At 40.2% G+C, this 10235-nt stretch carries 7 protein-coding genes; all 7 read left to right on the top strand.

Translation table 11 applies throughout. The features are described from left to right. The coding region (locus ACQR30_RS04255; protein WP_429731740.1) for a mannonate dehydratase at positions 1 to 1060 on the top strand (1060 nt) is incomplete at its 5' end. 1 nt (position 1061) lies between these two features. After that, positions 1062 to 2108 carry a lactonase family protein gene (locus ACQR30_RS04250; RefSeq protein WP_429731737.1) on the top strand — a complete coding sequence of 349 codons (1047 nt, stop codon included), beginning with the start codon at positions 1062 to 1064 and terminating at the stop codon, positions 2106 to 2108. 587 nt (positions 2109 to 2695) lie between these two features. Further along, entirely contained in the window at positions 2696 to 3895 is a 1200-nt protein-coding gene (locus tag ACQR30_RS04245) for a family 43 glycosylhydrolase (RefSeq protein WP_429731735.1), read from the top strand. Positions 3896 to 4154: 259 nt separating this feature from the next. Then, positions 4155 to 7253, top strand: coding sequence for a glycoside hydrolase domain-containing protein (locus tag ACQR30_RS04240; RefSeq protein WP_429731733.1), 3099 nt, complete (start codon positions 4155 to 4157; stop codon positions 7251 to 7253). A 70-nt stretch (positions 7254 to 7323) separates the two neighbouring features. Then, the gene (locus ACQR30_RS04235) at positions 7324 to 8112 is read left to right on the top strand and encodes an endonuclease/exonuclease/phosphatase family protein (RefSeq protein ID WP_429731730.1); all 789 of its coding nucleotides are present in this window, start codon (positions 7324 to 7326) and stop codon (positions 8110 to 8112) included. A gap of 62 nt (positions 8113 to 8174) precedes the next feature. Then, positions 8175 to 9347 carry a XylR family transcriptional regulator gene (locus ACQR30_RS04230; RefSeq protein ID WP_429731727.1) on the top strand — a complete coding sequence of 391 codons (1173 nt, stop codon included), beginning with the start codon at positions 8175 to 8177 and terminating at the stop codon, positions 9345 to 9347. Positions 9348 to 9689: 342 nt separating this feature from the next. Continuing rightward, on the top strand, positions 9690 to 10235 hold a 546-nt coding region (locus ACQR30_RS04225; RefSeq protein ID WP_429731724.1), incomplete at its 3' end, for a phytanoyl-CoA dioxygenase family protein.

Genomic DNA, 10235 nt, shown 5'->3' with positions numbered 1-10235 from the left:
GATGAAGTTAGGTCTTGGTCTTTATAGACACATGCTCAACAGGCAACATTTCGATTTTGCAAAACAATGTGGCTGTTCTCACTTGGTTGTGCACTTAGTGGATTATTTTTATAAAGGCAACCAACAAGATATCAATAACCAGCCGATAGGGAATGGATCGGGATGGGGATTTGCCGGAAATTCGGGACCGTTATGGGAACTGGATGCGCTCATTAGACTAAAGAAAGAAATAAACGCCGCTGGTTTGCAGTGGGAAGCGATTGAAAACTTTGATCCGGCAGACTGGTCCGATATATTGCTGGATGGTCCCCGGAAAAAAGTGCAGATTGAAGTACTTAAACAACATATTCGCAATGTTGGCCAGGCAGGTATACCCATTATTGGATACAATTTTAGCCTTGCGGGTGTATGTAGCCGAATAACAGGTCCGTTTGCTCGGGGTGGAGCGGTTTCGGTGGGCATGGATGGTGTAGATCAGCGACCCATTCCCAATGGGACGGTTTGGAACATGCGCTATGATGTCAACGCCGCTACAGGTTTTATTCCCACTGTCACTCATGAGCAGCTTTGGCAAAGGCTTGAATGGTTTTTAAAAGAATTGATTCCCATTGCGGAACAGGCCGGTGTAAAACTCGCGGCACATCCCGATGACCCGCCTGTGCCATTTGTCAGAAATACACCTCGGTTGGTTTATCAACCGGATATGTATCAGAGACTGCTCGACGTTTATCCAAGCAGCTATAATAATCTTGAATATTGTTTGGGCTCATTAGCAGAGATGACGGAAGGTGATATCTATGAAGCGACAAAGCAATATGCGGATAATATTGGTTATATCCATTTCAGAAACGTAAAAGGAAAGGTGCCTAACTATCAGGAGACTTTTGTAGACGAAGGTGATATCGATATGGTAAAAATCATCAAAGTATTAAAAGATAAAAAATTTAACGGAGTGCTTATACCCGATCATACACCTCAGCTAAATTGTGAAGCTCCCTGGTATGCTGGGATGGCCTATGCATTGGGCTATATGAAAGCACTTATTCAAGCTATAGAATGATATGCTTTTTTTTATAGGAAGTTATACAGCTACAGGCGCGCCCGCGCCTCATCCAACAGGAGCAGGTATTAGTGCTTGCTCCTTTGATCCTATTAGTGGATCGATTGCCATTTTGGGTAGCTATACGCAACGAAACCCCAGTTATCCTATTGTCTCTGCGGATGGTACCGTATTATATGCCGCGGAAGAAATGTTTGCGAGCTGCTCTCCGATGCTTATTTCCTATAGGATCAGTAAAGATGGCCGGCTGACAAAATTGAATGAAATACCGTTAAACGCCGATTATGCTTGCCATCTCGCGATTGCGGGTAAATCTATTCTGGTAGCGAATTATGTAAGTGGCGATATCTTTATTTATTCTTTAAAGCAGGATGGCAGCATAGGGCAAATGACGCAACGCATACACCATCAGGGTTCAGGTGTAAATAAAGAAAGACAGCAAGCTGCGCACCCCCACATGATATATGCGCTGGATGATCGCACAGTCTACTGCGTTGATCTGGGTATAGATCAAGTAAAGACCTACTGTGTAAGCAGGATTACCAATCAGTGGGAATCATTTGCAACAATGGATGTTGTTATAAAAAAAGGTGCCGGGGCAAGACACATGGATATGGATCCAGAAAGAAAATGGATGGCCCTTATTGGAGAATTAAGTGGTGAGCTATTTTTGTTCCAAAATATAGAAGGACAATTTCATTTAGCAGATTCAGCGATTTTGGCAACGGGAGAGATGCGTGCCGCGGCCATTCGTATTCATCCAAATGCAAAGTTTATTTACGCCTCCGAAAGGAATACCAACAGTATTTACGCCTTTAATATCCTGGATAACCGCTTAAATCTTGTAGGTGTCTATTATAGTGGCGGCTCGACACCAAGGGACATTAGTATTGATCCGAGTGGTAATTGGCTGTTAGCGGCCAACCAGGATGATGATTCAATAGCTGTATTTTCCATCAATCCCATCACCGCAGAATTGGGGATGTTTCATAGATATTCTATGGGTACGCCTACCTGTATTTGCTGGCAGCCGGTAGCAAATGAGTAGCTATGGTTTTATAAGAAAAACGGTATTCATTTAATAAATGTACTTAAAAACGGCCTAAGGGTCTGTAAGATCAATTTTCGCAGATTGTTGAATGCTTTATCTGCAAAGGTTGTATGGAAATAGGACAAAACTTGGCATCACAAATTTTTAATCCAAACCACCTTATCTAACGTAATCATAAGGAGCATTTCTACCAACGGAACAACGTAAATAGGCGAATTTAAAGCCCGATAACATGGATTTCCGCCGTACCTACGTGTTTTTTACCGGCGTTTTAAGTAAGCTCTACCTATTGGCGCAGTAAATATAGCATCAAAAATGATCAATTTAGCAGTTGTTCATGAAGGGAAAAAGTCGGACGTTTACGCACGGATAGCGTACGGAAATTAATGGTATACGGCAATTATTTATCGAATGCTTACCTGATAGATGCAAAATATTTAGCCCATTAGAACGATACCTTTAGTGGATATCAACAAGTAGAAAGAGATCTTTTGCTGATAGCTCAACAGATGATGAACGATTTAATTTGATTTTTAAAACAGTGGCAGGTTTGAAAAATGAAACGCCAAGACAGACGTTAATTTATGAAGAAGACATTTTTTCTATTACTACCCTTTCTTTTAGTAATAATTCCATATGCTAAGGCACAAAACCCCATTGTGCCGCCAGGAGTATATATTGCTGACCCCGAGGCATATGTAGGGAAAGATGGCCGCTTATATGTATTCGGCTCATTGGATGAGTCTAGTGGACACTGGTGTTCACATTCTTATGATATATTGTCAACCAGTGATCTCAGAACCTGGAATATCGAAACAAATGCCTTTAGCTCTAAGGGAGAGAACGATGAAGTGCCCTATACGAATGAGTTGCTGTTTGCCTCAGATTGGGTGTCAAAGGGAGATTCTTCTTATCTGTTTTACGGTATGCCCAGCGCAATTTTTACAGAAGGGGTGGCTGTTGCAACCACTTCTCTGGGACCCTATAAAAACGGCACGCCTATCGCAGGTGCGTGCCAAATTGATCCGGCTGTATTTATTGATGAGGACGGGCAGGGATATCTATATTGGGGACAGGGGGCGCCTAAGGTAGCAAGACTGGAACCCAATATGCGGCAGATTGATACTGCCACGATTACTAATTGCCTTGCTGGAAGCTACGATGATAACTATTTTAATGAAGGGGCTTCTGTTCGAAAGATTGGAAAATTATATTACCTTATATATGCTTATGGCGGTCGGCATAATAAGCGATACCAGTGTACTTCACTTGCTTATGCTATTAGTAAATCGCCCATGGGACCTTTTCGATATAAAGGTGTAATCATTGACAACTATGGCTCCAATCCGCTAATTGAAAACAATCACGGGTCCATTCAAAAATTTAATGGTCAATGGTATGTATTTTATCACCGCCCTACTGGCGGCGTAACCCAATTTAGAAAAGCTTGTATCGAACCCATCACAATAAAAAAAGACGGCAGTATTGCTGAAGTGGAAATGACGTCTCAGGGGGCATCGGGTCCGCTACCCGCCAACATGCAAATACAAGCTGAATGGGCTTGTCAGATGAGTGGAGGTGCTTATTCGAAAGATTTTAAATCAGAGGGTCTATGGTTTGGCAAATTAGCGAATATAAAAAATGGCGATACCGCGGAATATAAATATATTCAGTTTAAAAAAGGTTTTAAACATGTACGTTGTAAAACATTGGGCGTTCATGGTGAAGGACAGATAGAAGTTTGGATAGGTAAGGGGGGTGATAGAAAAAAAGTTGCCAATTAGAAAATAGAGGCAATTGATAAACACCGGTCCTATCAAATCATTACCAGCCCCCTTAATGAAATTGTAAAAGGAAAACAGGCGGTGACTCTTGTATTTGACGGGTTTTCCCAGAGTCCGCTGGCTTTAGATTGGTTTTATTTCTATTGATAAAGTATTTGTTCGAGGATTTTATAAAAGTGAGAATGGGTGTTATTTTTTAATCCTAAGTATTTCGGGTAATGGTCAATAATGGTGCGTTTAGATTTTTAAATTTTAAATAATGAAAAATTGTACGGGTTCAAGAGGTCGTCTTCGTTTACGCTTCATAATAGGGTCGATTCTGATGCTGCCACTTGTTTTTGGCGGAAGCGTAAAACTAATTGCTCAAAATATTCCATATGGTACTGGTCACTGGGATAGAATGCAATTAGGTACGCAGCGTGCTGTCATTAAAGTGAGTGTTGATGCGCCGGCGGTGCGCGTACATGTACCTTGGCGAAGGGTGGCAGATCCTAAAGATGATGCCGTAATTTTAATAGATGCGAGTACGGGTAAAAAAGTAAACAATATATGTAGTCTCACTACTAATCGTGAATATGGTGATTTTGTTTTCGAACCAACCACCGGACAGGGGATCTATTATTTGTATTATATGCCGTTTAAGCAAACGGGCAGTTGGTATTTTCCCAATACGATTTATCTGAAAGCTAAAAATACTTATAACGCTGTATGGGCCGCTGCAAATGACGCTACTTCCATTGCCGATACGGCAAAGCTGCCCGTTGCTTCTGTACTTCGTTTTGAAGCCGTGGATGATTTCAACCGGTTTGATCCTATGGAAATTATTGCCACTAAAAGTGAATTGAAAAAACTGTTGGAAGAAAATAAAGGAAAAGACTTTTTGGTGTTCCCCGAAGACAGGAAGCATCCTATACGCATGAATACAGATATTCCGCTGCGATGGACAACGAAAAAAGAAGGCGGTACCTTTAAGGGCACTGCAATGCGCAACGAATTTTTTGTTTATCAGTTAGGCTTGTATGCTCCGTTTAAAGCATTGCACAATGTAAAGCTAAAGTTTACAGATCTGGTAAGCAACAAATCGGAGCGCATACCTGCATCCGCTATACAATGTTTTAATCTTGGCGGAAAGGATTGGCTAGGTAAAAAATTTATAAAGCAAGTAGATGTTCAGAAAGGAGGTGTACACGCGATGTGGGTGGGGATTGATTTAAGTCGTAATCAGCAGCCGGGTGAATATGTTGGAAGTGTGTCTGTTTCGGCTGAGGGAACAAAAGATAGAATTATTCCCATACAAATAAAAATAGTTGACTCAATTTTAGAAGATCGGGGTTACGATGAATTATTCAGAATGTCCAGACTGAATTGGTTAAATTCCGACATCGGATTGGACGACAGCATCTATAAACCTTATACGCCTGTGATTGTCCAGGGGCGAAATATTAGTGTTTTGGGAAGGGGACTGCAATTTGATAAATATGGGTTACCGGAAAAAATAACGAGCACTTTTACCGGGAGTAATAATGCCGTCAACGGTGCTGTAAAAGATATACTGGGCGGTGCTGTAAGATTAGTGGCAATGCATAACGGGAAGCAGCTTAATTGGAAAGGTGCTGCACCTGTTATCACGAATAAACAAGTTGGAGCGGTGAGTTGGGAAACACATTTGCACAGCGAAGGCATTGATCTTGGCATATTTGCCAAGATGGAATGCGATGGCTACATAAATTATCAGATAACCCTTAGCGCAACTAAAGATATAGCATTAGATAATGTGGAGCTACAAATCCCTTACCTACGCAGCACAGCAAAGTACATGATGGGAATGGGGTATAAAGGGGGGAAACGACCGGTAAAATGGGACTGGAAATGGGATATAAGCCGCGCCAATAATATGATATGGATGGGGGATGTAAATGCAGGTATGCAATGTAAATTAAAAAATGAAACACCGGATTGGGCAATAACCAATTTAAACAAAACGGGTACTTATAAAGACTGGAGCAACGATGGGAAAGGTGGTTGTTCAATGCGTGAGGAATCGGACAAAATATTATTAGATGCTTTTACTGGCGCTAAACAGCTTAAAGCCGGTGAAGTAATGCATCTAAATTTTGGACTGTTGATTACGCCGGTTAAACCTTTGGATAATGAACATTGGAGTAATCGTTATTATCAGGCCGATCCCCCAATAGATAATTGGCGCGCCACAGCGGTGGCAAAGGGCGCAACTGTAATGAATATTCATCAGGGAAATAAATTGAATCCGTACATCAATTATCCTTTTTTAACAACGGACTCTTTGAGACAATACGTTGCTGAAAATAGAAAATATGGCATAAGAACGAAATTGTATTATACCGTTCGTGAATTGAGTGTGTATGCACCGGAAATATGGGCATTACGTAGTCTGGATAGTGAAGTATTTACACCCGGTTTAGGCGCGCAAATCGCCGATCAGTTTGTAGATGACGGGTTGGGCGGCAATCTTAATTCGACTGGTGGTTATTGGGAAGTCGAACATCTCCGCACTAAATATGATGCCGCTTGGCATACGCCACTGGATTGCGGCGGATATGATATGTCTATACGGACACAAGGACTATCCCGCTGGCATAATTATTATCTGGAAGGTCTAAATTGGATAATTAAAAATACGGGTGTCAGAGGTATTTATCTGGATGGAGTCGGATATGATAGAGAGATTATGAAGCGTGTGAGAAAGGTGATGGACAGAGCAGCAGACAGTTGTTTAATAGATTTCCATTCAGGTAATAATTATATGCCCGCTTATGGGATGAATAGCCCTGCCAGCGAGTATATGGAACTATTTCCCTGTATTAACAGCCTTTGGTTGGGAGAGGGATTTAATCCCAATGAAAGCCCTGATTATTGGTTAATAGAGATGTCGGGAATACCTTATGGCCTTTATAGTGAAATGTTGAATGAGTGCGGAAATGCTTTTCGAGGCATGGTGTATGGCATGACCTCAAGGCTGGGTTGGACCGGTTGCGACCCTTCGGCTATCTGGAAACTGTGGGATAGCTTTGGTATTAAAGACGCCCAAATGATCGGATACTGGGATCCCGCGCTTCCGTTGAAATGTAGCGACAGTGATGTAAAAGTAACGGTATACAAGAAAAATAATAAGCTGATGATTGCCTATGCAAGTTGGGCGAAAACGGACGCGCATATTTCTCTAAGCGTGGATTGGAAAGCGCTGAATATAGACCCATCAAAAATGAAAGCCTTTGCTCCGAAAATTGATGGATTTCAAGAAGATCAGAACGATATTGATTTACAAAATATTACTGTTTCACCCAAAGGCGGCGGCATTATTATTATTCAGGCTCTTTGATCTGGCATTAAAATCAATCGTGAAAAACCGGACATATTTCTATAATTTTTACAACAAAAAACAATAAAAAATGAGACAAATTTTCAAAGCGAATTATTTTTTTATCTATTTAATTTTTTGCATAGGTTGCAACACAGTTAAAAACGACGCCAAGGGAAATTTAGACTCTAAAACGCTTACGATAGTTTCTTATAATGTACGCAATGGAGTTGGTTTGGATAATGTTGTAAATTACCAGCGAGTGGCGAATGCTATCAAAAAAATTAATCCTGATATAGTGGCGATTCAAGAGTTAGACAGTGCTACACGTCGGGCTAAAGGAGTGTATGTATTAAATAAATTGGCCACGTTCACAGCAATGATACCTACTTTTCATACTTCAATTAATTTTGATGGAGGCAAGTATGGTATAGGCATTCTTTCAAAAGAAAAGCCCTTAAATATAAGAGCAATAGCATTGCCCGGAACAGAGGAGAGGCGAAGTGCAGTGTTAGTGGAAATGAAAAATTACATTTTTGTCTGTACCCATTTTTCATTAACCGAAAAGGATAGAATGCTATCGGTAGCGTTACTCGACAAGTTTACGGCAAAATATACAAAGCCCGTTTTCTTAGCCGGTGACCTAAATTCGAATCCTAACTCGCCGGCTATAGAAGCACTTTCAAAAAAATGGCAATTGCTCAGTGATACTTCTAAACTTACGATACCGGCCAATCACCCTGTTGATTGTATAGATTATATTATGGCACTTAAACAAAAGAAGTATAGTTTTAAAGTGCTGGAGGCAGTAGTAGGCAATGAACCTGTCGCTTCTGATCATTTACCTGTTTGTGTGAAATTACAGATCAAAACTAAATAGGATATTTTCTCTTTTAAATGTATATTTAACAGGGATTATATTTAGTATTGATATTTAATCGAATGTATAAGAAGAAATCTAAAATTGCGATTTTATTGGAAATTTCCCGCGCTTTCGATAGGGATTTGTTGAAGGGGATTATGAATTATAATAATCTCTATGAGAAATTTCATTTCTTTTTTTCACCGCCTTACTACACAAATACAAAAAAAGGAGAAAGGTTAGTACAGCGAATTATTGACTGGAAGCCTGATGGGATCTTAATTCGGGAAGTACCTGGAATAGAGAAAATGAAAGCATTAAATATCCCGATCATCATCTCACCTCACGATCAGCCGCATGTTAACCATATAAATATAAGAGGGAATGGACAAGAATTAGGACGAGCAGTCGCCACCTATTTTATCTCTAAAGGGTTTAATAATTTTGCTTTTTTGGGGTTTGAAAATTTTCATTGGTCTTTAGAAAGACAGGCAGGTTATACATCTTTTCTTGAGCAAGCGGGCTATTTGGTCAATAGTTTTCTTTATGATAATAATACTTCTTTATGGGAGGAGCTTCCGGTATTACTTGTAAAATGGCTGCGTTCTATGCAGACGCCTTGCGCCATTTTTACGGCAACCGATGAATTAAGTGTGCAATTAATAGAAGCGACAAAAGAATTAGAGGCAAAAGTCCCGGATGATTTTTCGATAATGGGTGTAGATAATGACGTAATGATTTGTGAAATGTCAACTCCTACATTATCATCGGTCGATCAGGATGCTGTTCAGGCGGGTTTCGAAGCTGCATCAGCGCTTAGCAGATGGATTGAATTTAAGGAGCGACCTACAAGTGATATTATGGTTGATCTGGGCGCTATTATTACCCGAAACTCTACCAATGCGCTGGCTGTAAATGATGAATCTGTGCGTAATGCATTGCACTTCATAACCAATGTTGCACCTCACAAAGATATTTCGGTTGATGACGTCATTGAATCGACAACCTTATCGAGAAGAGTGCTGGAAAAGAAATTTAGGTCGATCCTTAAGACTTCTATACTTGAAGAAATAAAGAAAAAAAGAATTGAACGTATTAAATTTTTGTTGGTTAATTCTGATCTCTCACTTAAGGAGATATCCTACGAATTAGACTTTCTGAATACAGGAAATATCACTAGGTATTTTAAGGAGTACACTGGCCTAAATCCTTTAGAATATAGAAAGAAAACTCAGAAGGGGGCCGGTTTTTAATAACCGGTGCGTTCCAGCGGATCTATGCCCGGTTTAAATATAATTAAATTATGGGGTCATATTTAAAGTGAATTAATACAACCAGTGGTAGACAATTATTCTCCACATACGACAAATTATATGTCTTTGCATTTAATCAATTAATCGAAAACGAATAAGCGTTCGCAAACTGACACTTTTTTTTCGCAAACTGCACAAATTATAAAATAGTCACTGCATACCTTCGGAATGTAAAGTATAACTGTAATGCCCGGTTACTAGAATTTAATAATGAAATCAAATCTGTATTTGAACAAGGCATGAAGTGTTACTGGAGTCAAAAAAGTTTAAAACTATTTTAGTATGCAAAATACGACCACAGCGGCTTTTGATCTTTCAAATCAAAATAAACCCATAAGCAGCCTGTTTGACCAGCCCAAAACTGCAGAAGAGTGGAAACAATATATGCTTTCCAGGCAGCAGATAGATTTTTTTAAAGAGAACGGATATTTGTCGGGCATTAAAATATTAAACGAAACACAGGTTGACGCATTGAATGAAGAACTCGTGCGTTTGCAAAATGGCAGCCAACAAGACCGGGAATTGTTTTATCATTATGAGAGTAACGAGTCGGAAGATCCTGATAAAGTACTTTTTCATGCTATTGGCGCTTGGCGTGTTACACCCGGGTTTCACGACTTGATCTGGTCTCCCGCTTACCGTATGGCGGCTTACCAACTACTGGGGCAGCCGATCCGGCTATTTCATGATCAATTGTTCTGCAAACCAGCCAAACATGGCGGAGTAGTGGCATGGCATCAAGATTTTTCTTATTGGACATTTACCAAACCTATGCAACACCTTACCTGCTGGATTGGTTTAGATGATGCCAATATGGAAAACGGCTGT

Source organism: Arachidicoccus sp. (assembly GCF_050436765.1).
Classification (GTDB): domain Bacteria; phylum Bacteroidota; class Bacteroidia; order Chitinophagales; family Chitinophagaceae; genus Arachidicoccus.
This window is presented reverse-complemented; position numbering and strand designations above follow the sequence as displayed.